Raw genomic sequence first — 23,114 nt, 5'->3', positions numbered from 1 at the left:
CCTTATCCGGACGTTCGCGGTGAGGCGGCGACGATCACGAAGTCGCTTTTCAGCGTGTCGGATTCGATCAAGCCATCTTCGATGTCGAACAGCATTTGCAGCACCCGTAACGACTGTGGGTTGTCTTCCTTGAAGTTGCCGGCGATGCCGTGCATCAGGAACTGCAGCAGCGAGCCGCCACAGCGGTTCAGCGCCCGAATATCAAAGTGCTCCCCCACCACGCGCAGGATATCCGCCGAACGCACGGCTTCCGAGGGGTCGACTTTGACCACGTCGGCAGGGTCGGGCAATGGCACCACTTGTTGCACCTGACCGTATGAGCCCTGCACGAACGAGCGGCGAAACTGCTCGGGAATCAAGCCGAACGCATGGCTGATGGCGGCACGTTGCTGCGCATCAAAGGCGAAATGGTTGGCCCCGACGTATTCATTGAAGAACAGCCAGCCGCCGGGTTTCAGGCTGCGGGCCACCCGCTGGCAGACCACCTCCAGCTCCCGGATATGGTGCAGCGAACCATTGAACCAGACCGCATCATAGTGATGGGCGGGCAGATCGGTCTTTTCGATATCGCACAACGAGTAATGGATCGTCGACGCCCCCATCGCCAGCGCTTCGGCCCTGGCGGCGTCGAGCGCGCCGGGTGCGATGTCCATAGCGTCGCAGTGCTCGAACGCATTGAGCCGGTAGAGCTCGCGCTCCAAGGTGCCGGTGCCACAGCCGATACTGAGCATCCGCGCGCCTTGCACCCGATCGCCCAGGAACTCTTTGAGGCAGTACTGCACCCAGCCGGGGTGGCCGCTGCCGGCTGTTGCCTTGTGCTGATGGCGCCGCTGTACGGCCGGGACGGCGAGCCAGTACACATCCGCCGAAAAGGCGTCGGAACCGGCCATGTTTTCCGACCAGTGATCGGCCGTGACTTGCTTGTCGGCGCTCATCTCTCCCAGCTTGCCGCTGAGCTTGCTCATGATTCGCTTGAACACGGTGTCCTCCTTGGGTTGGTCAGTGCGTACCCGGTTGTCGCTGCGGCTACGGACGTGTCCATGCCCCCCACTTGCTTTCAAAATACGCTTGGTTTTTGTCCCACAGCGCCTGGTATTCACCGCTGGCAATCAGCTTCTTGAAGGAGGCCTGGCCAACGTGATGGATGAAGGCATCTTCTGCGCACACAGTCCTCAAGCCCGCCGCCTGGATACGCCGGCTGTAGTCGTCGTCCTCGAACATGCCGATGCCGAACGCCTCGTCCAGCCAGCCGATGCGCTCGAACACGTCGCGGCGCATCGCCACGCAGAACATGGCAAGCATGCTGATATCGAAGGTGCGGCCACGGTGCTGGGCGATGTGGCGGTCGGCGAAGGCCTCCATGTTGGCGATGTCAACGTAGTCGACGCTGATCTTCGCTTCGTTGCCCACCGAGTTGGTCATCGGGCCGACCAGGCCGATCTGCGGGTCTTGCAGGTGCTTGAGCAGCGGGTCGACCCAGCCCTTGGGCACCACGGTGTCGTTGTTGAGCAGCACCAGGTAGTCACCGGTCGCCAATTTGAGCCCCTGGTTATTGGCCGCGGCGAAGCCCAGGTTGCGGTCATTGAGTACCAAGGTAATGTTGGCGTGGGTGCGGCCCAGGTAACGCAGGTAGTTGCCGGTATCGTCCGAAGACGCGTTGTCGACGATGATCAACTCGTAATTGGGGTAGGTGGTATTGCGCAGCAGGCTCTTGATGCAGGCTTGGGTCAGCTCGACATTGTTGTAAGTGACGACCACGATCGACACTTTCGGATGCAACGCCGTCAGGGCGCTGAGGTTGGCGTCGAAGCGGTTGCGCCAGTCATTGGCGCTGGCGAGTGCCACGCGCTCGGTGGCGACCGCGAGATTGGTTTCGCTCAGGGCGCGCTCGATCTGTTCGATGAACGCCTGGGGCCCATCGGCGAAATACACGTAGTCGTCGTAGAGCTTCATTTCTTCCAGCGGCACCGATACCACTGGTTTGCCCGCGCTGATGAACTCGTAGAACTTCACCGGATCGACCGCGTGGGTCACGTTATACAGCCGGAACGGGATCAGGCAGACATTGAAGTGGTACAGGTACAACGGCATCTGGGCATAGGGCTTTCTGCCCAGCAGTTGCACATTGGGCAGGCGGTCCAGGCCGGCCAGGTCCTTGACGAAGATGTCGCCGATCAGCACGAAATTCCAGTCTGGGCGCTGCTGGGCGATGGTGGCTATCAGCTTGAGGTCTACCCATTCGGCCAGGCCCCCGTAAAAGCCGATCAAGGGCCGTGGGGTATCCGACAGCAGGCTGTTGGGGACGCAGTTGCGCTCAAAGAATTGGAAATCCACGCCATTGCGCAAGAGCAGGCAGTTGCTGCTCGCCGTGGCCCATTTGTCGTGCAGCAAGGCGGCGGTGACCGTCACCAGGTCGGCGTCGCGAACCAGGCTTTGCTCTTCCTCCAGCAGCACCTCGCCGATACCCGGAAAGCCCACCCAGTCATCCATGCAGTCGTATTGGATTTTCCAGCCATGCTCGCGGCGCAACTGCGCGGCGAGTGGGGCCCAGAAGGCCAGGTGGACAACCGACACTGCGGTCTTTATGCGCAGGTCCTTGGCCAGTTGCTCGATCGCCGTTGAATAGGCCTGCAGGTTTGCCTCCCCCAGGCGCTGGTTGTAGCAGTCCACGAACGCATGGCGCTGTAGCGCAATTTCGAAGACGCCGGGCGCCACTTCAAGGCTGCTGTAGGCGTGGCCGGGCTCGGCACTGCGCGAGGGCAGGATGTAGAACACACGGTAGCCATGCCGGGCGAACTGGCTCATCAACTGCTGGGGGCGCTGGAAGCGCGCGGCCCAGTCGATATTGGCGAAGCAGAGGATATCGAAGCGGTTCTCTGTCGGTGCGTCGCCAGGCGATGACGACCCACGGCTTGTCGACGGGGTGTCGAGGGGAGCACTGCCCTGGTGCAGGAAGTCGAGGGTCTCGGCGTCCGTGTGCAGGGATCGGTACCGCACCCAATGGAGCAATGCGCGCAACGGCTTGGTGATCCGCCAGGACCGCGTGTTTTTCAACATGGCGATATAGGCAATCGCCGCGTCGCGCTGTCGGTTGGCCGCATCGCGCTCAACGCGCATGCGGTCATGCTCAAGCGTGGCCAGGGTGTCCTTATCCATGTCGTGATCCTTCACGGGTGCGTTACGTTGTTTTGCTCGCCATACGCGTGCAGTGGCGTCTGGTCGCCGGCGGGCCACATCGAGCTGCTGGAGCCGGGGCGGTAGAACGTGACGGTCACACTGCGCCGGGAGGATTGGCAACCGTCCACCACCCGTGAAACGGCATGCCAGGAATTGTCCGAGCGCACCAGAATGGCCGAGTTGCCGATCACCGGGATCACTTGCGCGACGACATCGGTGGGGGCGCCAGAACCGAGGATTTGCAGGCAGCCGCCCTCGGCCGGGTTCCACGTCTGGTTGAAATACAGGATGTGCGTGACCAGCTTGTCGCCCAGGTCCGGATGAGGCCCCAAGTTGGCGCCGGGGCCGTAATGGAACACGTTGACCTCCATGGGCACCTGGGTCAAATCCACCCCGGTCAGCGCTGACATCGCCTCGCGGTAGTGCGGTGAACGCAGGCTGTCGGTCAATGCCTGCCATTCGCGGCTTAACGCCTCGGGGTGGACCACTTCGTGGCTGCCCATGGCGATCAATTGCCGCGCCTCGTACTCGTAGTCCTTCGCCCCGCCGTAGCCGGAGACCGTCTTGAAGTGATCATGCGGGTAGGTTTCGGCCAGCGCCCTGGCATCTTGCGGGGCGTACAGCTCTGCGATCTCGGCCCAGGCGTACGGGGCGGTTTCCAAGCGATGGGCAGTCAGTTTGCTCAGGTCAATCATGTCGAAGGGCTCCCAGCCATTTCTGCAAAGTACGGCGCGCATGGCGCAACGGCGCGGTCAGCTTGAAAGAGTTGGATTGATACAGCTTTTCAAGCACCTGTTGATGGTGCTCGTGTTCGGTTTGCCGGTCGGCGGCCTGGCATTGCATCTCTGAATAGAGCGCTTCGAGAGCGCCAGGCAAGGCCTGCCAGTAACGGTTGAGGGCGGGCGCGGTAGGCCTGCGCCCTTCGCGGATCAGCTCTGCCACCCGGTCCCAGTGGGCGTCGACCTGCTCTATGGCTGAGGCGGTGACGGCCGATATCGGCTGCTTGCCCAACTGCGCGCGAAACCACTGCGGGTCTATCGCCTGGTCCCGGCGCAATTGGAAGATCCGCCCATAGCTGGGCAGCGCGGTGTATTTGCCGGTGCCCAGGTCTGCCGAGCAGAAGATCGGCACCCCAAACACCAGCGAGCTGATCGCCAAGTGGTAGCTGTGCCCGATCACGCCTTCGGCATGGGCGAGCACCTCGGCCAGCAGCAGGGGGTTGGGCCAATAGGGTAGGCACCGTGAACGCTCCAGATCATCGCCCAGCACGGCGGGGTGATCGCCGAGCACTGGCCCGATGGGCAGCAGCAACAGCTGCAAGTCCTCGAATAGACCGGCATGGGTTCGCCACAGCGCCAGGAAACTGTCCAACCCCCACATGGCATGTACCACCAGGTAAGGCTTGGTCAGGTCGGCGCTAGCACGTAATGCCAGGAATTGGGCTGACGGTGAGTGGGGGTCGAGCAGCCGTGGAAGGCCGAAGGCGGTGTCGGGCAGCACTTGCACCGGGGCCGTTTGCGACACACCGACCAGGGCCGCCTGCGACAGCGCATCCCGAACCCTGATGTGGGGGCTGTGATCCAGGGTCAGCTTCACCAGCGGCGCGGCCCAGGGCGGGATGTCGTTGCAATGCATGCCTGGCGCGTTCCAGATCAGCGGGACGCCGTGTTGCAACGCGATCAGTGCCGGCGTCAGCCAGTAGCCGGTGGGGTGATGAATGGAGGCGTCCGGCGGGTAATAACCGGTGGCTACGACCTTATCGAAGCGAATGATGAAGCCCCCGCCGATCAGCACCCCGTCCAACTGGCTGGCGATGTCCGGCAACCGGGTCACTGACGTGACCTCATACGGCCATTCAGGCACGGTTTTGCCATGATAGGAAAACCGGTGAAGCGTTATCGGCCCCAATCGCCGGGTCAGCTCCGCCTCGGCAAGGATGGGGAACAACAGGTCGCCATAATTGGCGACATCGAACGTGCCGAATATCCCGACCTGCCATGCTCGACTCATTGCAGCTCCCCGGATTGGATCGTTTGAGCGCCAGGGCTGGCTTCTATTCCCAGGTCGACGAAACCCAGGAAGTCCTTGGTGCCAGGCAAGGTGTCGAAGGCCAAGAGCGCCACCTGTTTCTCGATCAACTGCGCAGTCTCTTCAGTGTGGCCGTTCATCAGTTTGAGGGTGATGTGGTACTTGCCCGCCGCGAGGCTGGCCGGGAAGCGGACGCTAATCGTCGCTCTGCGCCAGCCGTCTTGCGCCCCCTCCATGTGCAGCGGCAGATTCGCCCCGCCGATCACCAGCAGCCGCGCTTCCTGGATCGTCACGCTGATGGTCGGCAGTTCGATGGTGTCGCGCACTCGGGTTTCGATGCGCAACTCGATGGTCTCGCCATACACAAAGCTCGAATACAGGCTGCCGGTGTTGGTAAAGCAGGCCGCAACAATATGGCCCTCATCCGTGCCAAAAGCGATACCGCCCTGTTTGGCCAGAAACGCCTTGGGGGCAACCGGCACCGTGCCGCCGCTGGCCCAACGGCGCTGCTCGTCACGCATTTCGAGCAGGTAGAGTTCGGCCATTTCTTCGGGAGAACCGCTGGCGCGCACCTTGCCTTCACGCAGGTAGATGACCCGATTGCAAAAGCGCTTGACCATGCCCATGTCATGGGACACGAACAACAGCGTAGTGCCTTGTTGGGTCAGCGCCTCCAGACGGTTGAGGCATTTGAACTGAAAGGACGCGTCCCCCACCGCCAGGGCTTCGTCGACGATCAGGATGTCCGGTTGCACGCACACCGCCACCGCGAAGGCCAGCCGCACCAGCATGCCGCTTGAGTAGGTCTTGGTCGGCTGGTCGATAAAGTCGCCAATATTGGCGAAGTCGGTGATTTCGGTGAAACGGGCTTCGATTTCGGCATGGCTCAGCCCCAGCACGGCCCCGTTCATGTAGACGTTTTCGCGTCCGGTGAATTCGTGATTGAAGCCCGAACCCAACTCCAGCAACGCAGCGACCCGCCCATGGCTCTGAATGCTGCCGGACGTGGCGCTCAGCGTGCCGCAGATCAGTTGCAGCAGTGTCGACTTGCCGCTGCCGTTGCGGCCGATGATGCCGACGGTTTCGCCTTTGCGCAGTTCCAGCGACACGTCCTGGAGTGCCCAGAACTCCCGGTAGAAATGCTTTTTGCCACGGGACAGCATCTGCCACAGGCGATCCCTGGGCGTGTCGTAGATGTGATAGCTCTTACTCAGGTGGGCCGTTTGCACGGCAATGTCAGAGCACATCGGCAAATCCTTTGCGGGTTTTCTGGAACCAGGTGAACCCCAGCCACGCGACGCCACTGGCAACCAGCAGGCCGCAGGCCCAGGTGAAGGGGTCTGGCACGATGCCCCAAAACAGCACGTCCCGGGTCTGCTCGACCACCCGTGTCAGCGGGTTGAGGTGCAGCAGGCCCTGGTAGGCCTCAGGGAAGGCGCTGGTCGGGTAGAAAATCGCCGAGACAAACATCAAGGCCGTCGTCAGCACGCCGACCATCTGGCCGACATCGCGCAGGTAAACCCCCAGCGAGGCCAGCAGCCATGCGATGCCCAAAGTAAACAGCACCAGTGGCAACAGCACCAGGGGCAAGAGCAGGCTGGTCAACGGAGGCAGGCCGAAAAACACCAAGTGGAACACCAGCCAGATCACCAGGCTGGCCCCGGTATGGAACAACACCGCGCCCAGCGTCACCCACGGCAGGATTTCCAGGGGGAACATGACTTTCTTGACGTAGTTGGCGTTGGAGATGATCAGCGCCGGCGCACGGCTCACGCATTCGGAAAACACGTTGAACACCAGCAGGCCGGCAAACACCAGCAACGCGAACTCCGTTCTGGAGCCGCTGCCTTGGGGCCAACGCAGCTTGAACATCATGCTGAACACGAAGGTGTACACCAGCAACATGAAGAGCGGGTTCAGGAACGACCACAACAACCCCATGATGGAGCCGCGATACCGACCAATTACCTCCCGCTGGACCATGGATACCAACAGTTCTCTATGTCGCCACGGACTGGAAAACATTCCGGCCTGTGTGTTTGCTTGACTCATCCAACGATTCCCATGGCCAGTGCAGTGCGGTCATGAGTCTAGTCAGGAATTGCCGTCTCGCTATAAGTGTTTCAAGGATTATTCAATGGCGGGAATATCGGGCCGGTTTAAAGTGCCAGCCATGTTGACTGGCACACCGTAATTGCGAGCAATCACCAGCGATAGGTCACCGAACTGACCAACTGCCGCTCATCGCCATAGCGGCAAATCGCAAACTCGCAGTAGGTGTAGCGCTTATTGGTGACGTTATTGGCGTTAAGCGCGACCTCCCAATTGGGGTCGATTTCGTAACTGGCACGGGCGTCGTACAGCGTGTAAGCCGGCATTGAAGACGGCACGCCAGATGCCTGCGTGGTGCCCTTGTAACGAGCGCCGCCGCCGATGCGCAGTTGCGGCACGCCCAGCGCGGCCAGGCGGTAATCGGCCCAGAGGGCGGCCTGGTGATAGGGCGTGTCTTCGCTGCGCTGGCCGATTTCGCTGGCGATGTCGCTCTTTGTGATGCGTGCGTCGATGTAGGCGTAAGACGCGATCAGACTGAGGTTGGGGGTGACTTCGGTCTTGGCTTCCAGTTCAAACCCACGCGAGCGCACCTCGCCGACCTGGACCGAGTAGCTGCTATCGGTGCGGTCCTGGCTCAACACGTTGCGCTGTTCCAACTGGTACACCGCCGCACTCAGCAGTGTGGCGCTGCCTTCGGGTTGATAGCGGATACCGATCTCATATTGCTTGCCCTCGGTGGGCACAAAGCTTTGCTCTGCCTTGTTGGCGCCGGCCACCGGGAAGAACGATTCGCTGTAGCTGATGTAGGGCGCCAGGCCGTTGTCGGCCTTGTACACCAGGCCCGCGCGCCAGGTGGTGGCTTCATCGCTTTTGCCGCTGTCGGCGCCATTGCGAAACAGTTCGGTGTGCTGGTCCGCCCAATCATGACGGCCACCGAGCAGCAGTATCCAACGTTCGTCGAACTTGATCTGGTCCTGGAAGTAGATGCCTTTTTGCAGGGTATCGATCTGCGAGCCACGGTCGGTTGCGGGGTTCTTATTCACCACCACCGGCTGGCCATATTGGTAGGTCGCCAGGTTCAGCGACGGTGCGTTGCCACGGAAGTTGTGCGAATCGTAACTGGTGTCGTAGCCATCGAAACCCAGCAGGAAGGTGTGCTGCCAGTCGCCGAACTGCCATTTGCTCTCGATATTGGTGTCGCTGGCCAGGCCTCGCGAGCGTTCCTGGCGGTCGCTGTATTGGCGTCGCAGCAGGCCGGTGGTTTGTGCGGTGCCGATGTTGGTGCCGGCGATGTTGACTTGCAGGTAACGCCAGGTCACATCCGACTGGTAGTAACGCAGCTTGTTGCTGATGCGCGTGTGTTCATCGAAGCGATGTTCGAACTCATAGCCCAGCGCCGACATCTCGCCGTTCATTTCGTCGTAGTCCGGCTCGCCGATAAAGTCGTGGCGGCCGATCTGGAACCTGCCGCTGCCCACACCTTTGGTCAATTGATAGGGCAGGGGCGCGGAGAAGCCGGTTTCGGTCTTCTGGTAGAACGACAGCAAGGTCAGCGAGGTGTCGTCATCCGGCCGCCAGGTCAGGGCCGGGGCGACGTAGACCTTATCGTTCTGGATATGGTCGGCCGCGGTATCGCTCTTGCGGTCGAGCAGGGTCAGGCGGTAGCTCAAGGTATCGCTGTCGCCCAACGGGCCGGTGAAGTCGGCGGACAGTTGCTTGCGGTTGTTCTGCCCGGCTTGCAGGTTGACCTCGTGGTAAGGCGTCTGGCTCGGGCGTTTGCTCACCGTGTTGATCAGGCCGCCCGGCGACAGCTGCCCGTACAGCACCGACGCCGCGCCGCGAATCACTTCGGCGCGCTCCAGGCCATAGGGTTCCTGCACGCCATCGTAGGAATTGTTTTGCAGGCGCAGGCCATCACGCAGGGAGCCACCGGTGGCGGATTCCACATCGAAACCGCGAATGCGGAAGCGGTCCGAGGTGCGGTTGAAACTGGTCGGTTGGCTGGTGAAGCCCGGGGTCAGGTCCAGGCTTTGCGACAGGGTTTCCGATTGCCGGTCGCGGATCTCGTCGCTGGTGACCACAGACAGCGATTGCGGGGTTTCGATGATCGGTGTATCGGTCTTGGTCGCGCTGAGGTTGCGCGTGGCCACGTAGCCCTTGACGTGCTCGGTGCTGCTTTCTTCGCTTAGAGCGTTGATCGAGGTCGGACCCAATTCCAGCGAACCGCTGGTGTTGGCCGGCACCAGCACATACCCGTTGGCGCCTTGCACCGCTTGCAAGCCACTGCCACGCAGCAAGTGGGCAAAGCCCAGGCTGATCGGGAAATCGCCTTGCAAGCCGGCGGTGCTCACACCGGCGACGGCTTTGCTGTCGAACAACAGCGCTACATGGGCCTGCTGCGCGAACAGGTTAAGCGCCGGACCCAGCGGGCCGGCAGCGATGGCATACCGCGCCGCCTCTTGTGCGGCCACCGGACTGCACAGGCCCAGGCTCAGTGCAGCGAGGCTGGCCAGGTTGATTGCCAGGGCGAGGGGCAGGGGAGAACGCTTGAGGTGGCGCGGCATGGAAGAATTCCTGTTATTGAGGTGCTTTCTTCCTTGACGGGGCAGTGTTGAAAAGCGGAACCCGGCACGCGAGATTATTTTTCGTGACGCTCAATCTGCAACCACAACGGGCTGAACGAACGGACACGCACCGGCAGGCCATCGGCAATCAACTGCAGGGCGCGACGCGGGTTATCCAGCGGCAATACGGCGGACACGCGCAGGTCGGCCAATTGCTCACGATTGAACTGCACATGGCCGCCGTACTGGCGCGCCAACTCATCCAACACTTCCGGCAGCGGTCGGTCCTGCACCACCAACTGGTGGTGTTCCCAGGCGTCGTTGGCGGTACGCGGATCGACCTTGCCCAGCAACTTCACCGCGTGGGGCGTGATGCGCGCCTGCTCGCCGGCACTGACGTTCACGACGTTGTGATGGCCAGCATCGGTGGCGGCGACAGTCGATTCGAGCATGGTCAGCAGCGTGCCCGGCGTTTCGCGCTTGACCGTGAAACGCGTGCCAAGGGCGCGCATCTGGCCATCGTCGGTCACCACGGTGAATGGCCGCGTGGCGTCGTGGGCCACCTGCACCAGTATTTCGCCGCGCAGCAAGCGCACCTGGCGTTGCTGGCCGTTGAAGGTCAGGTCCACGGCGCTGTTGCCGCTGAGGGTCAGTTGCGAACCGTCCTCCAGGTTGACCCGCTGCCAGACCGTCGGGGCGGTGCGTTGGTCGGCCAGCAGGTAACTGGGCGGGTACGCCCGCAACGCCAGGGCAATCGGCAACGCCACAAGCAGGCCCAATAACACCCGACCGGTCGGGTTGCGCCGGCGCACCCGGGCCGCTTCCAGCGCGGCCTGCGCCGGTGCCTGTTGCGGGCGCAACGCCTGCAAGCGCCCGACAAACCCCTGTAAGCGCTCAAATGCTGCCGCGTGCTGAGGGTCGGCTGTTTTCCAGCGGTCGAATTGCTGCTGCTCGCGCTCGCTGAGGTGGCCCTCATTCAGGCGAATCACCCAGTTCGCGGCCTGTTGGTCGAGGTCGGCGCTCATACGTCCAGCGCGTGGTTGCAGTGCAGCAGGGCATTCATCAGGTGCTTGCGCACCATGCGCTCGGAAATCCCCAGGCGGCTGGCGATGTCGCTCTGGCGCAGGCCTTCGAGGAAGTACAGCAAAAACGCCTGCCGCGCATTCAGGGCCAGGCCGTCGAGGACGAAGGCGATTTGCTCCAGCGCCTCGAGGGTGACCAAGATCTGTTCCGGCGATTGCTGGCATTGCTCCATCATTTCGATGGTCAGCGCCAGTTCGCGCAGGTAGGCGTCTTCCAGTTGACGGCGGCGTGCACGGTCGATGATCAAGTGGCGCGCGGTGGTCGTGAGGAACGCCCGAGGTTCACGCAGGGCGCCGAGGGCGTCGCGGGACGTGAGGATGCGTACAAAGGTGTCGTGGGAAAGGTCCGCAGCGTTCTGTGGGCAACCCAACTTTTTTCGCAGCCAGCCGAACAACCAGCCATGGTGCTCGGTGTAGAGCACATGGACGGCCTGGTTCAAGGGGAGGTCGCTGGCCGACATGGAAGGGTACGTCTGCGGATAAGAATTATTCGCAAGATTAGCGGTGTGCCATCAGCGAAAGCAAGCGTGGCCCGCGTTGATTGTGTATTTAGGCCTTCGGGTTGGATAAAAGGGGAGTGATGGACGCGGCAATATCCCAGCTCAGCATGAGCTGGCTGATCGCGGCATCTACGGTTGCGGTGTGCATGCCGTCACGCGCCAGGATGGAAACCCCCTGCAGGAAACTGTCAAACACCGTCGCCATGACGACCGGCTGGGTATGCGCTGGCAGTTGCCCCAGGCGCACTGCCCGCTCCACACACGCCACGATCCCGGCTCGCGTGCGCAACCGTGATTGGGTCAGCGCATCGGCCACCCGTGCGTTCTCCGGGCTTGGCGCGCTCATCACGCCCAGCGCCACCATGCAGCCTTTGGGATGGCCGTCTTCACACTGCATGCGCGCCGATTGGCGCAGCGCGGTCTCGATAGCCTGACGCGGTAGCAGGGTTTCATCCCACAAGCATTCGGTGACTTGGGCGTAGGTGGCCAGGTAGCGCTGAACGCATTCGTCGAACAACGCTTCTTTGGAGCCGAAGGCCGCGTAAAAACTCGGCGCGGAGATGCCGCCGCCCAAGCCTGCCTTGAGCTGGGCGAGGGAGGTGGCGTCATAACCGTGCTGCCAGAACAGGTGCAGGGCCTGTTCCACGGCGTGTTCACGGTCGAAATTACGGGGGCGGCCCATTTGTGCCATGTCAGGTCTCCAGTGGCAGAGCGAGATAAATACTAGTCGATACATAAGTTATTGACAATGCAGGGCGGCCGCCCGCAACATTTGTATCGATCAGTATTTAAGTCTGCTTCCAAGGAGCTTCCCGTGACGCCTTCACTCACTTTATCGGCCTCGTCCGAGCGCTTGCCTATCGGCGCCTTGCTCGCCTTGGCCATGACCGGTTTCATCTGCATCGTCACCGAGACCCTGCCCGCCGGCCTGTTGCCGTTGATCAGCGAAGGGCTGGCGATTTCGCCGTCCATGGCCGGGCAGATGGTCACGGCCTATGCATTGGGTTCGGTGCTGGCGGTGATTCCCATGACCATCGCCATCCGTGGCTGGCGTCGGCGCAATGTGTTGCTGCTGACCATCGTCGGTTTCCTGCTGTTCAACTCCATCACTGCGTTGTCATCCCATTACGGGGTAACGCTGGTGGCGCGTTTTTTTGCCGGTGTCGCGGCGGGGTTGGCCTGGAGCCTGTTGGCCGGCTATGCGCGGCGCATGGTCGCGCCCCATCAACAGGGCAGGGCGCTGGCACTGGCGATGGTCGGCACGCCGATTGCGCTGTCGCTGGGCGTACCGCTGGGTACTTGGCTGGGCGGGCTGGTGGGATGGCGCACTGCGTTTGGCCTGATGTCGGGGCTGACGGTGGTGTTGATCGCCTGGGTGCTGGTGCAAGTGCCGGACTATGCACCGCAACCTGCGCATCAACGCGTGTCCCTGGGCAAGGTGCTGACCACGCCTGGCGTGCGCCCGGTACTGGCGGTGGTGATCAGTTGGATGCTGGCGCACAACATTCTGTACACCTACATCGCCCCCTTCGTGGCGCCGGCGGGGTTGGCGGAGCACGTCGACCTGGTGCTGCTGGTGTTTGGCATCGCAGCGTTGGCGGGGATCTGGGTCACCGCCAGGCTGGTCGAGCCGTTGCTGCGCAAGACCGTGCTGGTGAGCCTGGCGGCCTTTGCGCTGGTCTGCGTGGTGTTTGGCTGGCTGGGCTCAGTCGCTGAGGTGATCTATTGCGGCGTTGCCGTCTGGGGCCTGAGCTTCGGCGGCGCCGCGACCTTGCTGCAAACCGCGCTGGCGGATGCGGCGGGCGAGGGCGCGGATGTGGCGCTGTCGCTGAATGTGGTGGCCTGGAACAGTGCGATCGCCGGCAGCGGCGTAGTGGGCGGGGTGCTGCTGGACAGCTGGGGCGTGGCGTCGTTTCCGTGGGCGATGCTCGTGCTGATTGGCGTATCGCTGATGATTGCCTGGGGCGCCCGTGCCCATGGTTTCAAACCGGGCGCGCGCAGCGCGAAAAATCCTGCGATGGTTGGGCACTAATCTCACAAATTCAGGTCAATAAATCCTTGAATATCATTCACTTGGCTCCGTTCGCGGAGCCTGCCGCTTTACTCCTTTTCGAAGATTGACTGCATGTACCTACGCACTATCGCTGTCGGGCTGTCAGCCCTTGCCCTGTTCTCCACCGGGGCATACGCCCGTGGTGCGATGGAACTCTATTCCAGCCAGGAGCAGCGCCTTTCGTTCGACAGCTGTGCCGATATTTTCCCCGCTGCGACACCGATCAAAACCGCCACCATCCCCGCCAGCATGAAGCCGCTGGCGCTGTGCTCCGACCATTTTGCCGTGCTGTATTCGCAAACCAGCAAGACGCCGCTGGTAGTGGTCGAACGCCTCAACGCCCGCCAGCTTAAAGACGCCAAAGGCGAGGAACGCACCAACCACTTCTACGCCGACCCGCGCATCCCCAAGGGCGCACGCGCCGAGTTGAGTGACTACCGCGGCCAACAACCGGCCATGGACCGTGGCCACCAGTCCCCGGCTGCCGATGCACCCGACGCCAAGGCTATGGCCCAGTCCTTTGCGCTGTCGAACATGGTGCCCCAGGACCCCACCAACAACCGCAAGATCTGGAGCAAGGTCGAGGCCGACGTGCGCAAATTCGCCGTGCGCGCCGGTGGCGATGTGTTTGTGTTTACCGGGCCGTTATTTGATTCGGGCTACAGCACCATGGGCGACAACGAGGTGTGGGTGCCGACGCGTCTCTTCAAGTTGGTGTACGACGCGTCGTCCAAACGGGCCTGGGCGTATGTGTTGCCCAATGCTGAAACGCGGATTCAGCGGCCGATGGATTACGACACGTTTGTGAAGGCGACCGGGCTTAAATTGCTGGGCAATCTTCCGGTGTCGGGGTCGGTGGGACGCGGCTGATTGAGCGGGTTTATACTTTGCGGCCTCGTACTCCATCTTCTTCAAATGAACTGAGATCCCGATGAGCACCTCTCTTCCCATAACGCCCACGCGCACACCCGTCGCGCCGCTGGTAGCCTTTATCATCCTGGTGCTTGGCGCCTTGTTCCTGCAAAACAGCGTCGGCTCACGCCAGGTGTTGTTGCTGGTAGTCGGCGCCGCGCTGGGCCTGACCCTCTACCATGCGGCCTTCGGCTTCACCTCTGCCTGGCGCGTCTTTATCAACGAGCGCCGTGGCGCCGGCTTGCGCGCGCAGATGGTGATGCTCGCGCTGGCGGTGTTGCTGTTCTTCCCCGCATTGGGGGCGGGCACTTTGTTCGGGCAACCGGTGGTCGGGCTGGTGGCGCCAGCCGGGGTGTCGGTGGTGTTCGGTGCGTTTATCTTCGGCATCGGCATGCAGTTGGGCGGTGGCTGTGCCTCGGGCACACTGTTCACCGTGGGCGGCGGCAATGCGCGCATGCTGGTGACGCTGCTGTTCTTTATCTGCGGCTCGTTGATCGCCACGCACCATGTGGACTGGTGGTTTGCCCTGCCGGCGTTCCCGGCGGTGTCCATCGTCAAGAGGTTTGGCGTAATGCCGGCCTTGCTCGCCAGCCTGGCGATGTTCGCCCTCATCGCGACCGTCACCGTACGCCTGGAAAAGCGTCGTCATGGCCAGCTTGAAGAAGGCGGGAAGAGTGAACACCAAGGCCTGAGCCGTTTCCTGCGCGGCCCGTGGCCCCTGGTGTGGGGCGCGATTGGTTTGGCGCTGCTCAACTACGCCACCCTGGCACTGGCCGGGCGGCCGTGGGGCATTACCTCGGCATTCGCCCTGTGGGGCGCCAAGGTGGCGAGCGGTTTGGGTGTGGACGTAAGCGCCTGGGCGTTCTGGCAGATGCCGGGCAATGCCAAGGCCCTGGCGGCGCCAGTGTGGGAAGACATCACCAGCGTCATGGACATCGGCATCGTCCTCGGCGCGCTGTTGGCCGCCGGCCTGGCCGGGCGTTTCGCCCCCAGCCTGAAGATCCCGGCCCGTTCGCTGATCGCGGCGGTGATCGGCGGCCTGCTGCTCGGCTACGGCTCGCGGTTGGCGTACGGCTGCAACATCGGCGCGTACTTCAGCGGCATCGCCTCGGGCAGCCTGCATGGCTGGGTGTGGTTGGTGGCGGCGTTTATCGGTAACAGCGTGGGCGTGCGCCTGCGGCCGTTTTTCTTTGCCGGCGAGCGCCGGCCGGCGGCGCTGAGCGGTTGTTGAGTCAGTCTTGCGGGGAAACGCTTGGCGCCTGATCGGCTTCAGCCGCCAGCTTTTCCCGCTGCGCCTTGCTGATGTATTTGTCCTTGGATTTGGGTGCCAATTTGGCGCTGGCCTTTTTGGCCTTGGCCTTGAAGAGCTGCTGGAGTTTTTTCTGGCGGTTCATGGAGGCTACCTGGGTTAAACGTGCCCGGATGATACCAGCTCAAAAACCATTGCCTAGCAAGGTTGTGCCGCCAAGCTGTTGCTGACGCTGCGGCCCAGCACCAGCACCGTCACAAACCCGCAGCCCACCAACGCCGTGGCCAGGCTCAACAGCACCGCGCTGCCCATCTGGTCGACGATCTGCCCGCCAAAGAACGAGCCCAGAGCAATAATCACCTGGAACAGCGCCACGAACAGCGGCATGCCGCGCTCGACATCCTTGGGCGCCACCACAAACATCCAGATACTTGCGCACGCCGGAAAGGCGCCAAAGGCAAAGCCCCACAGCGCGATCAGCATCGCGGCGCCGGTCATGCCGGTGGCAAAATACGGGAACAGCGCGGTACTGGTGCCGATCATCAGCGCCACCAGCAGCAAGGTATTGCGCACGCTGCGGTTGGCGGCGAACCCGGCAAAAATATTGCCCATCACGCCGGCGACGCCATACAGCAGCAACAGCGAACCAATGGTCGGCCCATCGAAGCCAGAACTGTGTTTGAAGAACGGCGCGACATAGGTGTACGCCGCAAAGTGCGCCAAGCCGATCAGCAACACCGCGATCAACCCGACCCGCGCCTGTGGGTTGATAAACAATGCCGGCAAATCACTGATGCGAATCGCCTTCTCCGGCGTCAGCTTGGGCAGCAGGAACACTTGCGCCAACAGCACCGGAATGCCCACCAGCGCGGTGACCAGGAACGTCATGCGCCAGCCCATCAAACCACTGAGCCAGGTGCCGACTGGCACGCCGAGTACGGTGGCCAGGGTCACGCCCATCATGATGATCGACGTGGCCTTCGCTACACCCACGCCCTTGGGCGCCAGGCGACCACTGAGGGCAATCGCCGTGGCCCAGAAACCGCCGATGCTGATACCCAGCAACACACGACCCAACAGCAGCAGGTTGAAGTCGCTGGCAAAGGCCACCACCGTGTTGGCGATGATCATGATCAACGTCAGGCCGATCAGCAGGTAACGCCGGTCCATCGCGCCAATGCTCACCGACAGAAACGGTGCAGCAAGGGCGGCCATGATGCCGGGCAGCGTCACCATCAAGCCGGCGTGGCCGGCGCTGATACCGAGGTCGGCGGCGACGTCGTTGAGCACGCCCACCGGCAGGAATTCACTGGTCACCAGGGCGAAGGCACCCACGGCAACCGAAAGAATCGCCAGCCACTGTTGTTTGACGCTTTGTTGGTTATGTTCGGGAAGGCCGCTAGGGGCCTGGAGGGCACTTGGCATGATGCTGGGTTCCAAGGGGGGATGTCGCCTGAGGCCAGGCGAGGGTGAAAAATTAGAAGGTTATTATAGGAATCGGGCTCGGCAACGCTAGGCGAGAGGTTCGATAGTAATCATCAGTGCTATCGATGTGATGGGGGCAGCCTGCCTGGCAGGGTGTGGCTGGTGGTGGCGTTTTTCTTTGCCGGTGAGCGCCAGCCGGTCATCGGGCAGGCGCTCGATGCTCACCGCGTCAAAGGCTGACGGGGCCAGGCGCTTGCGCCGCAACCGGCCGGCGTTGGACAAACGTTGCCTTGACCCTTTTGGAGAACAGTATGTAGGGGACCCAGATCGAGGTGGACACCAATCCGCGGACGGTTTCCTTGGTCGTGTTGTAGTCGAATATGGGTTCATCCACCAGAACAAGCGAGCTGAACCATGCATCAAGTGGAACGTAAATAGCCGAGGCGATGAGCGTGACGATATAAACCTTGGGGAATAAATAGTGTTCGCAGAAGAACAGGTAAACCAAATAACCAAAGGCCGCGATAAAGACTGCATTGACGAGGGTTTCTGATATCAGGATCGCGCCCCACAGGGCGTTAGTCATCGTCGGGCCGGATGAGGTGAGGGTACTAAACGCGCCATCTGCGAATATCGGGTAATACACCGCGATAAGGGCATAACCCAGACGCGCCAAGGCTATAAACAGGCCCAACCCAACCACGATCAGCCAACCGCCCAGTCCCTTCAGTGGTTTACTTTCTTGCATGTTCGCTCTGCCGTTCAATAAAGTTAAAACGATAAATAGTCAGCCGTGCTGCTGAATCGCCGCCCTATACCAAGCAAGCACAATCACGCCGGCTCAATACTCCTCGCCAGCCCTGTCGCCCATGCAGCGGTCATCTTTTCCCCAACAACATCAAACTCCGGGTGGGTGCTTCGATACTCCGAAAGCTCCACCATTGCACGGCTCATACCGCTGTGGACTCTGGCGAGCAATTCATTGCAACGGGCTTCTGTCAAACTGCACGAACTGCGCCCGAACTGGACCAGCATCTTACGTTTTGGCCAAGCCTTTGAACCGCCGAGCAACAGACCCATAATGTCGTTGACTTGATACACCGTGGTCGTCACAAGGTCGTAAGCTGGCGCGAGCCAAATATCGGCGTCTTCTGCGCAGTTCTCATAGAGCAGGCCGAAATTCTTCAAGTGCCCGTCTCCATTTTGTATGCCGGCGCAGAGCGCCACCATCATAAAAAAGTCCTCAAGTGCCTTGGTCACAAGAGAAGGAGAGACGTAAGTCTTGATCAACTTCGCGCAACCCTGGTAGCTACCGTCGTACTTTTTATCTGTCCCCCATCCGGATAAAACGCACATATCTTCAAAACCAAGGTAGGCGCTTTCACCGATGTCGAACCGTTTGACCACCAGAAACTTACCCTGCTGACTCAACTGGCATTCAGGCACTTCAAGGCCTGTATGAAATGCCGCGCGCATGCAGAAAAACTCATTGGCGGCCAGTTGCGCGAAGTCTGAATCATTGAAGGCCTTCACCAAGTGCGTAGCGCCCCGATGGGTGAGACGCGCAACGTCAGGATTCGTATCGTCAACGTTGCGCACCAGTACCTTCGGCTGAACGCCCGAAACGCCTGAGTAGGCTGCGTAGGTTTTCATCAGGTCGTCGAACAGATCTTTCGCCCCGTCATACACGAGCAGCTCGGAGAGTTTTATTTCAGGTAGTAATTCATCCGAAGTGGCTCGGGCGACGCTGATGCGGCCCAGTTGATGGGGGCCGACGATACCCAGCAATGTGAAGTCATCAAAGCCTCGCACTGACTTGCTGAAACGTCGCACAAGCTCCGCTTTCAGGTGGCCTTCGGGGAGATGCATCTCAAACAGGGGATGGATGCCATACGCCCAGATGTAGCTCTCCAGGCGCACCGGCATGGTCAGGGAAACCGCGTTCTTTTCGGTGACTGCCGGGTTATACGAAAACACCGAATCGCGCTGGTTTTCTTCGCCGCGCCCGAGTATTCCGGCAGGCACGCCGCTGGTGCCGATGTGCAGCCGATCGCTTGGTCTAGTCATGGACGTTTTCTGCTTTCAGTTCATCCAGCGTTTTGCGTCGACGCTTAGGTGTCGCGGTTAACTCGTACCCTAACCCTTCAAGGATCGCAGCCACCTTGCGAATTCCCACTTCGGGGATGGTGTTGTTCTCGATTCCGGAGATGGTTGCACGACTCATACCGTGCCGAAGTGCGAGCTGGCTTTGGGAAAGGCCAGCTGCCTTTCGCAGGTTTTTGATCAGGAAACCTAAATCGTCCAAAATTTTTGCATCCTATGCAATGCATTTGTGAGGGTTAATACACTTATGCATCGTATTTGATTCGTTTTTTCTTGAATAGCCTTTTCTTTAGTTAGGCGCTTTGCGCCCCAAAAACTCACTGATCAGCCCCACCACCTGCTGCTGAATCACCGCCCGTGGCCGAGCCCCCTCACCATCGCGGCAAATCATGCCGTCGCCTGGCGAACTCTCCTCAATCAACGCCATGCCGCCCGGCTTGCAGATCGACATAAAGCTGAAGTGGGTGGCGTCGCTGATCTCCACATACTTCGTCGTTGCTTCAGGCAGGCGCTTGACCATATCAGCGGACTCCAACTGCGGGTCCATATCTTCCGACGGCACACCCCCCGCAATCACCAGCGCCGGTACCGGCAGCGCAGCCAGGCTGGCGTCGGTGAAGCCGCGCGACAGGCCCAGGTCCAGGGACACGATGGCGGTGACGCGCTTGTCGCTCAAATCCGCCGCCAAGCGCGCTTTACCTTCTGGCGTGCCAGCGGGATTCATCTCCTGATAGCCAATGCAGCCGCCGAGCTTGGGGTGGGCGCTGCAGTCGCGGCTGAACAGCTCGGGGTCGAAGCGCGCCCCGGCGATTTCCAGCACGGTCCAGCCGCCAAGGGAATGGCCCACGGCGGCAATCTGGCCATTCACGACCGCGCCAAATGGCTTCGGCTGGGCCAATACCGCGTCGATCACGCGGCTCAGGTCGGCCGGGCGTTGCCATAACTGCGCGGCGGTTTGCGGGTTGCGATCCTTGGTGGTGGTGCCAGGGTGGTTAACCGCCGCCACGATGTAACCCTGATGCGCCAACGCACTGGCCAGCCACACCTGCTTGCCCCAGTTACCGCCATAACCGTGGGAGAGCACCACCAGCGGATGCTCACCGGCAGCCGGCGGCGCGTCGGGCACGGCGAAGGCACCGATAAACACCGCGTTATCGGCGATCAGCGTGGGTTTGGCCGTGGTGGCGGCGGGGTACCAGACGACCAGTTCGAGTGGTCGGTTGTTTAGCGCATCGGGCAGGGGGACGGTTTTGAAACCGACGGGGGTTTCGGCGGCGAAGGCGGGAGCGGTCAGGCACAGCAATAGCAGGGAGGCGAGGGTGTTTTTCACGGGTGTTATCGTCCTTGATATGAGCGACGCATCATGCACTGAATCCCCCGTTCAGAGCCATGAGCCCCACGCCATTTTTCCTGCCGTTAACGCCTACGTATGGGTCAACCCCGTCAACGTATCCGCAAGGGGTTTGGTCCGCTGCGCCGTACCCTCCGTCGCCCGGCTCGACGCCTCCAGCACATCCTGCATCTCCCGCAGCGCGCCGACCCCGTGGACTGGTCTTCAATCTGCTGGGCCACCCGCTGGATCTCACTCGACAGCAGGTCGACATCCACGCCGCTTCAATCGCGGAGTTGAGCGCCAGCAAGTTGGTTTGCCCGGCGATCTGCTGGATCGCCTGCACAATCAACAGGATATGCAAACTCGCCCCGCCAGCGTGCGCCCCCCATGCACCGCGACACCCGTTTGATATTGGCCCCCAACTTGGCAATCCGCTCCTGCATCCCCCTACCGCTTACCGCCACCGCGAATGTCCTCACACTCCAGCGGCATCACCACCACCCGGCCGAGGCGATCAGACTGTCGTTGAACAGCTGCAACACAATCCGGTCCCTGCGCTCGTCGGTGGCGCAATACATCTCGAAAGGATCAAGGACTAGGCGTCTAACCACACAGAAGAGTTCTGACGTCTCCTATCGGGCGGTGCAGGAGGCGTTGCTTGGGGGGAGCAGCCATTCTTCAAGTGCGTAATCAAGAAAGGCTGTTGATCTGAAACATGGATTCTAACGAAATCCGTCGAAGCCGGCGGCAGGCAGTAGACACCAAGGTGGCAATTTGCTAGCTTCGATAACTACAGATATGCTAACTAATAGAATATCAAGGAAGAAATAATGAGTTCAAAATCTGAAGAGCCTAACGCCAAAGTCGTCACTAAGAAATCGAAGCGCGGCGACCTTATCAATCCAGAATTATTCGGGAACGAGGCTGGAGATGATGAAGATCTGGAAGTATTAAATAGTTATTTTTTAGATAAGCCCGAATTTGAGCGATTTTATTCTAATAACACTAGATTGGCATTCGTCAGGTCTCGGAAAGGTGTAGGAAAGTCGGCGCTGCTTAAACAAACGCTTTACTTGCAGCAAGAGAAAAAGGCAGGAGATATACTTATTTATGTTAAAGCGGCAGATCTGATAGCAATGCAGGAAGTGAAGTCAAGTTCTCCTGATGAGTTGCTATATGGTTGGCAGCAAAGGATTTGCTCTCAGATCAATCTAGAATTAGGGGCCGCCCTGCGTTTTGGGTTTACTGATGATTCAATGTTGTTGATTGAGTCTGCTGAAATTGCGGGGTTTCGAAACAGAAATATAGTAAGTGCCCTTTTTGATAGATTAAAAATAAAGGGCTTAGGTGCAGAAATTGATCGTACAAGAATTACAGTCGCTGATTCCCATGCGGTGCTTCAACGGGTTCTTGAAAGTAAAGATGTAACAGTTTGGATGTTTGTGGATGATGTTGATGCAACATTCGTGAATACAGAGCATGAAAGGCTTAAGGCCAGTACGTTTTTCAGCGCTTGTCGGAATTTAATCAGTTCGGTTAAAGGACTTTGCATTCGAGCATCAGTAAGAAGTGATGTTTGGTCAGTTCTAGCGCAGCATGATGAGGCGTTGGATAAGTGTGAGCAGTACATGCTCGACTTGGCATGGAGTACCACAGAGACCGGGAGGATTTTGGAAAATAAAATAAGTAGTTATTTTTGCCGAAATTATAGTGATGATCCAAAATTCACCTCTCTTAGTCCTGGGGTTGATGGGACAAAAATTCGAAAAATTGTTTTCAAAGAACCATTCAATTGGTCTGGTCGACCTATGGAGTCTCATCGGCCAATTCATATTTTATCTGCTGGCCGGCCTCGATGGGCTGCTCAATTATGTAAGCTTGCCGGCCGAGATGCTTATGACAAGGCATACTCTCATATTTCAATGGGTCACATCAGAGAGGTTCTCAGGAAATATGGGCAGTTTCGCGTAAGTGATTTATATAAAGAGCATCGTCACCAATGTCCTATGCTCCAAGAAATAATTGAATCGTTCAGCGGCGGTGTTTATAGATTTACGACAAGCCAACTTATTGATCATGTGACCGATAAGATAATAAAGCGTATCGGAGTTCCTGCGATTGACGGGATTAGCTCTGTTAAGGGCTCGCTTTCAGTTGCTCACTTTCTCTTTAGGTGCGGTTTTATTGCTGCGCGAGATGAGGCTGACGTTACAGGCTTGGGCTTTGTTCGCCATGAAGAGCGACCGAACTTACTTACTTCTAATATAAATTTGGATGATGGGATGTCTTGGGAAGTCCACCCTAGTTACAGGGATGTGCTACGGATACACAAAATGTAATTATTGATTTAAAATTTATGAGTCATTTTATCTGAGCAGTCAGTAGTAGAGCATGCATCCTCGATGCATAGACTACTTTTGCACGTAATCGGGGGCAGACCATGTTTAAGCGTCTGTTTAGATTGTGGTCTGCCCCTGAGGAATCCCCACGAATCTACTCCAGTCTCTAAGCTTGCCGGTGCAAAGCCGAAACGCAGACTCTTCATGTCCCGAAAACCTTCGTCAATCGTAACCGCTCCATGAACCCAAAATTCAACGCGGCCATATGATCCCGGATGCTGTGCTCCCGATAGGCGA

Annotated in this window: 20 protein-coding genes and 1 pseudogene; 4 read left to right on the top strand and 17 right to left on the bottom strand. The window is 59.9% G+C overall.

Annotated features, from left to right (window positions below):
• Window positions 1–2: 2 nt before the first annotated feature.
• The 10 genes from PspS35_RS20035 to PspS35_RS19990 all read right to left on the bottom strand — a co-directional run bounded on the left by PspS35_RS20035 (window position 3) and on the right by PspS35_RS19990 (window position 12,094).
• The gene (locus PspS35_RS20035) at window positions 3–980 is read right to left on the bottom strand and encodes a class I SAM-dependent methyltransferase (RefSeq protein WP_238785903.1); all 978 of its coding nucleotides are present in this window, start codon (window positions 978–980) and stop codon (window positions 3–5) included.
• A gap of 46 nt (window positions 981–1,026) precedes the next feature.
• The gene (locus PspS35_RS20030; RefSeq protein WP_159936484.1) at window positions 1,027–3,156 is read right to left on the bottom strand and encodes a glycosyltransferase; all 2,130 of its coding nucleotides are present in this window, start codon (window positions 3,154–3,156) and stop codon (window positions 1,027–1,029) included.
• 11 nt (window positions 3,157–3,167) lie between these two features.
• The gene (locus tag PspS35_RS20025; protein WP_159936483.1) at window positions 3,168–3,872 is read right to left on the bottom strand and encodes a 2OG-Fe(II) oxygenase family protein; all 705 of its coding nucleotides are present in this window, start codon (window positions 3,870–3,872) and stop codon (window positions 3,168–3,170) included.
• On the bottom strand, window positions 3,865–5,187 hold the full coding sequence (locus PspS35_RS20020; protein WP_159936482.1) for a polysaccharide pyruvyl transferase family protein: 1,323 nt from the start codon (window positions 5,185–5,187) through the stop codon (window positions 3,865–3,867). The genes PspS35_RS20025 and PspS35_RS20020 overlap by 8 nt, the downstream gene beginning before the upstream one ends.
• A complete protein-coding gene (locus PspS35_RS20015) occupies window positions 5,184–6,452 on the bottom strand; it encodes an ABC transporter ATP-binding protein (protein WP_159936481.1) in 1,269 nt (422 codons plus the stop codon). Before PspS35_RS20015 ends, PspS35_RS20020 begins: the two co-directional genes overlap by 4 nt.
• Window positions 6,442–7,257 carry an ABC transporter permease gene (locus tag PspS35_RS20010; protein ID WP_159936480.1) on the bottom strand — a complete coding sequence of 272 codons (816 nt, stop codon included), beginning with the start codon at window positions 7,255–7,257 and terminating at the stop codon, window positions 6,442–6,444. Before PspS35_RS20010 ends, PspS35_RS20015 begins: the two co-directional genes overlap by 11 nt.
• A gap of 152 nt (window positions 7,258–7,409) precedes the next feature.
• Complete coding sequence (locus PspS35_RS20005; protein ID WP_159936479.1) at window positions 7,410–9,821, bottom strand: TonB-dependent siderophore receptor; 2,412 nt, start codon at window positions 9,819–9,821, stop codon at window positions 7,410–7,412.
• A gap of 74 nt (window positions 9,822–9,895) precedes the next feature.
• Window positions 9,896–10,846, bottom strand: a complete 951-nt coding sequence (locus PspS35_RS20000) for a FecR family protein (protein ID WP_159936478.1) — start codon at window positions 10,844–10,846, stop codon at window positions 9,896–9,898.
• Entirely contained in the window at window positions 10,843–11,364 is a 522-nt protein-coding gene (locus PspS35_RS19995) for a sigma-70 family RNA polymerase sigma factor (RefSeq protein WP_150760338.1), read from the bottom strand. The genes PspS35_RS20000 and PspS35_RS19995 overlap by 4 nt, the downstream gene beginning before the upstream one ends.
• Before the next feature lie 88 nt (window positions 11,365–11,452).
• The gene (locus PspS35_RS19990) at window positions 11,453–12,094 is read right to left on the bottom strand and encodes a TetR/AcrR family transcriptional regulator (protein ID WP_159936477.1); all 642 of its coding nucleotides are present in this window, start codon (window positions 12,092–12,094) and stop codon (window positions 11,453–11,455) included.
• 123 nt (window positions 12,095–12,217) lie between these two features.
• On the opposite strand from PspS35_RS19990, the gene PspS35_RS19985 reads away from it, so the two are divergent.
• From PspS35_RS19985 to PspS35_RS19975, 3 genes are all read left to right on the top strand, one after another.
• Complete coding sequence (locus PspS35_RS19985) at window positions 12,218–13,435, top strand: MFS transporter (protein WP_159936476.1); 1,218 nt, start codon at window positions 12,218–12,220, stop codon at window positions 13,433–13,435.
• 93 nt (window positions 13,436–13,528) lie between these two features.
• Window positions 13,529–14,326 carry a DNA/RNA non-specific endonuclease gene (locus tag PspS35_RS19980; RefSeq protein WP_159936475.1) on the top strand — a complete coding sequence of 266 codons (798 nt, stop codon included), beginning with the start codon at window positions 13,529–13,531 and terminating at the stop codon, window positions 14,324–14,326.
• 61 nt (window positions 14,327–14,387) lie between these two features.
• Complete coding sequence (locus tag PspS35_RS19975; protein ID WP_159936474.1) at window positions 14,388–15,599, top strand: YeeE/YedE family protein; 1,212 nt, start codon at window positions 14,388–14,390, stop codon at window positions 15,597–15,599.
• Between the two features lies 1 nt (window position 15,600).
• Here PspS35_RS19975 and PspS35_RS19970 read toward each other — a convergent pair whose 3' ends face one another.
• The 7 genes and pseudogenes from PspS35_RS19970 to PspS35_RS30400 all read right to left on the bottom strand — a co-directional run.
• Window positions 15,601–15,762 carry a DUF2986 domain-containing protein gene (locus PspS35_RS19970; protein ID WP_159936473.1) on the bottom strand — a complete coding sequence of 54 codons (162 nt, stop codon included), beginning with the start codon at window positions 15,760–15,762 and terminating at the stop codon, window positions 15,601–15,603.
• A 53-nt stretch (window positions 15,763–15,815) separates the two neighbouring features.
• The gene (locus PspS35_RS19965; protein WP_159936472.1) at window positions 15,816–17,042 is read right to left on the bottom strand and encodes an MFS transporter; all 1,227 of its coding nucleotides are present in this window, start codon (window positions 17,040–17,042) and stop codon (window positions 15,816–15,818) included.
• 229 nt (window positions 17,043–17,271) lie between these two features.
• Window positions 17,272–17,790 carry a DUF2569 domain-containing protein gene (locus tag PspS35_RS19960; protein ID WP_159936471.1) on the bottom strand — a complete coding sequence of 173 codons (519 nt, stop codon included), beginning with the start codon at window positions 17,788–17,790 and terminating at the stop codon, window positions 17,272–17,274.
• Between the two features lie 83 nt (window positions 17,791–17,873).
• Complete coding sequence (locus tag PspS35_RS19955) at window positions 17,874–19,109, bottom strand: type II toxin-antitoxin system HipA family toxin (protein ID WP_159936470.1); 1,236 nt, start codon at window positions 19,107–19,109, stop codon at window positions 17,874–17,876.
• Complete coding sequence (locus PspS35_RS19950; RefSeq protein ID WP_027604011.1) at window positions 19,102–19,347, bottom strand: helix-turn-helix transcriptional regulator; 246 nt, start codon at window positions 19,345–19,347, stop codon at window positions 19,102–19,104. The genes PspS35_RS19955 and PspS35_RS19950 overlap by 8 nt, the downstream gene beginning before the upstream one ends.
• Window positions 19,348–19,434: 87 nt before the next feature.
• Complete coding sequence (locus PspS35_RS19945; protein ID WP_159936469.1) at window positions 19,435–20,475, bottom strand: alpha/beta fold hydrolase; 1,041 nt, start codon at window positions 20,473–20,475, stop codon at window positions 19,435–19,437.
• Between the two features lie 93 nt (window positions 20,476–20,568).
• A pseudogene (locus PspS35_RS30400) lies at window positions 20,569–20,845 on the bottom strand (chemotaxis protein); the annotation flags it as partial.
• A gap of 463 nt (window positions 20,846–21,308) precedes the next feature.
• On the opposite strand from PspS35_RS30400, the gene PspS35_RS19940 reads away from it, so the two are divergent.
• Window positions 21,309–22,817 (top strand): hypothetical protein, encoded by a 1,509-nt coding sequence (locus tag PspS35_RS19940; RefSeq protein ID WP_159936468.1) that lies wholly within the window; start codon window positions 21,309–21,311, stop codon window positions 22,815–22,817.
• Window positions 22,818–23,114: the final 297 nt, after the last annotated feature.

Source organism: Pseudomonas sp. S35 (assembly GCF_009866765.1).
Lineage (GTDB): Bacteria > Pseudomonadota > Gammaproteobacteria > Pseudomonadales > Pseudomonadaceae > Aquipseudomonas.
This window is presented reverse-complemented; position numbering and strand designations above follow the sequence as displayed.

Coding starts and splice junctions, on each gene's coding strand:
- PspS35_RS19995 (WP_150760338.1), bottom strand. CDS start 11,364: ATGTCGGCCAGCGACCTCCCCTTGAACCAGGCCGTCCATGTGCTCTAC.
- PspS35_RS19990 (WP_159936477.1), bottom strand. CDS start 12,094: ATGGCACAAATGGGCCGCCCCCGTAATTTCGACCGTGAACACGCCGTG.
- PspS35_RS20005 (WP_159936479.1), bottom strand. CDS start 9,821: ATGCCGCGCCACCTCAAGCGTTCTCCCCTGCCCCTCGCCCTGGCAATC.
- PspS35_RS20020 (WP_159936482.1), bottom strand. CDS start 5,187: ATGAGTCGAGCATGGCAGGTCGGGATATTCGGCACGTTCGATGTCGCC.
- PspS35_RS20015 (WP_159936481.1), bottom strand. CDS start 6,452: ATGTGCTCTGACATTGCCGTGCAAACGGCCCACCTGAGTAAGAGCTAT.
- PspS35_RS19970 (WP_159936473.1), bottom strand. CDS start 15,762: ATGAACCGCCAGAAAAAACTCCAGCAGCTCTTCAAGGCCAAGGCCAAA.
- PspS35_RS20030 (WP_159936484.1), bottom strand. CDS start 3,156: ATGGATAAGGACACCCTGGCCACGCTTGAGCATGACCGCATGCGCGTT.
- PspS35_RS19960 (WP_159936471.1), bottom strand. CDS start 17,790: ATGCAAGAAAGTAAACCACTGAAGGGACTGGGCGGTTGGCTGATCGTG.
- PspS35_RS19940 (WP_159936468.1), top strand. CDS start 21,309: ATGAGTTCAAAATCTGAAGAGCCTAACGCCAAAGTCGTCACTAAGAAA.
- PspS35_RS19980 (WP_159936475.1), top strand. CDS start 13,529: ATGTACCTACGCACTATCGCTGTCGGGCTGTCAGCCCTTGCCCTGTTC.
- PspS35_RS20010 (WP_159936480.1), bottom strand. CDS start 7,257: ATGAGTCAAGCAAACACACAGGCCGGAATGTTTTCCAGTCCGTGGCGA.
- PspS35_RS19955 (WP_159936470.1), bottom strand. CDS start 19,109: ATGACTAGACCAAGCGATCGGCTGCACATCGGCACCAGCGGCGTGCCT.
- PspS35_RS19965 (WP_159936472.1), bottom strand. CDS start 17,042: ATGCCAAGTGCCCTCCAGGCCCCTAGCGGCCTTCCCGAACATAACCAA.
- PspS35_RS20025 (WP_159936483.1), bottom strand. CDS start 3,872: ATGATTGACCTGAGCAAACTGACTGCCCATCGCTTGGAAACCGCCCCG.
- PspS35_RS20000 (WP_159936478.1), bottom strand. CDS start 10,846: ATGAGCGCCGACCTCGACCAACAGGCCGCGAACTGGGTGATTCGCCTG.
- PspS35_RS19975 (WP_159936474.1), top strand. CDS start 14,388: ATGAGCACCTCTCTTCCCATAACGCCCACGCGCACACCCGTCGCGCCG.